General features: G+C 66.9%; 2 protein-coding genes. Both read right to left on the minus strand.

Annotation, left to right across the window (positions count from 1 at the left end; translation table 11 throughout):
* Positions 1-59: 59 nt before the first annotated feature.
* The gene (locus CCN42_RS08405) at positions 60-890 is read right to left on the minus strand and encodes a carbohydrate ABC transporter permease (RefSeq protein ID WP_086734216.1); all 831 of its coding nucleotides are present in this window, start codon (positions 888-890) and stop codon (positions 60-62) included.
* On the minus strand, positions 887-1,655 hold a 769-nt coding region (locus tag CCN42_RS08410; RefSeq protein ID WP_086734218.1), incomplete at its 5' end, for a carbohydrate ABC transporter permease. The genes CCN42_RS08410 and CCN42_RS08405, both read right to left, overlap by 4 nt.

A 1,655-nucleotide genomic window follows, 5' to 3' on the forward strand; every position in this document is an offset into this window, starting at 1 on the left:
TGCTCGCGCCCACGCGGCGGAGCCGCATGCCGGTACGGCCCCGCGCCCCTCCGGGTCGCTCATCTCGTCGCGCCCTTCATGAAGCCGTTGTAGATGAACCTCTGGAGCGCCAGGAAGACGATCAGTGTCGGAAGGATCACCAGGACCGCTCCGGCCGAGATCGTCTCCCAGTGGGCGCCGAAGGGGCCGCGGAAGCGGAACAGGGACGTCGAGATCACGCCAAGGTCTTCGGACGGCATGTAGAGGAAGGGGATGTAGAAGTCGTTGTAGACGGTGATGCCCTTGACGATGACGACCGTGGCGATCGCCGGTTTCAGCAGCGGGAAGATGATCTTGCGATAGATCGTGAAGGCGCCGGCGCCGTCGAGGCGGGCCGCCTCGTCCAGGGAGACCGGGATGGACCGGACGAACTGCAGGAAGATGTAGATCGAGACGATGTCCGTGCCCATGTAGAGGGCGATCGGCGCCCAGAGGGAGTCGAACATCCCGAGACTGTTGACGATCTGGAAGGTCGCGACCTGGGTGGTCACCCCGGGCACCAGCGCGGCCACCAGGAAGCCCGCCAGCACCAGCTTGCGGTAGCGGAACCGGAAGCGGTCGATCGCGTACGCCGTCATCGAGCCGATCAGGACGGTGCCGCCGATGGCGAAGAGCAGGATGAGGGCCGTGTTGCCGAACGCGGAGAGCATCCGGCCGTCCTGGAACGCCGTCGCGTAGTTCGAGAGGTTCAGCGGGTTGCCGGGGAGCGCGAGCGCGCCGCTGTCCTCCGCCATCTCCGTCTCGGTCTTGAGCGAGGTCAGGAGGACCACGGCCAGGGGCAGCAGGACCACGAGGGTCGCCGCGGCCAGCGACAGGTACACCAGGGTGCGGGCCACCGCGCGGCGGGTCATACGAGGTCCACCCTCTCGTCGGGGACGAGGCGCCGCTGCACCCAGGTGACCAGCAGGATGATCAGCAGGAGCACGACGGCCGCCGCGGAGGCGAGCCCCGTCTTGTTGAACTGGAAGGCCAGCTTCACGGTCTGGATCACGAAGGTCTCGGTGCCGGTGGCGCCGCCGGTCATGATGTACGGGATCTCGAAGGCGGACAGCGAGCCGGAGATCGACAGGATCACGGTCAGGGTCAGGACCGGCTTGATACCGGGGGCGATGAGGTGCCGGAACTGCTGCCAGCGGTTCGCCCCGTCCAGTTCGGCCGCCTCGTACAGCTCGCCCGGGATCGACTGGATGGCGCCGAGGAACAGGACGAAGTTCAGTCCGAGGTAGCGCCAGACCGACACGCCCGCGAGGGAGGTGTTCGCGGAGGTGGGGTCGCCCAGCCAGGCGTGGTCGGGATCCGCGCCGAACAGGCCGAGCACCGAGTCGAGGGTGCCGCCGTCCTGGAAGAAGTAGAGGAAGACGAAGCCGATCGCCACCCCGTTCACCAGGTACGGGAAGAAGAGCACGCCCTTGAAGAAGTTCCGGAAGCGGACGTCGAAGCTGAGGATCGTGGCGAAGTAGAGGGCGGCGACGATCTGCACCGCGGAGGCGGCGAGGTAGTAGCCGGAGACGAAGAAGACCTGGAAGAGGTCCTCGCGGGTGAAGATCTCCGCGTAGTTCCCGGCGCCCGTCCAGCTCAGCTCGGGGCTGACGCCGTCCCAGTCGGTGAAGCTGTAG

Source organism: Streptomyces glaucescens, from assembly GCF_002154375.1.
In the GTDB taxonomy this organism is placed as follows: Bacteria; Actinomycetota; Actinomycetes; order Streptomycetales; family Streptomycetaceae; genus Streptomyces; species Streptomyces glaucescens.

What these genes read in the sequence shown, in the direction of transcription:
- CCN42_RS08405 (WP_086734216.1), bottom strand. Translation starts at nt 890, where the DNA reads ATGACCCGCCGCGCGGTGGCCCGCACCCTGGTGTACCTGTCGCTGGCC.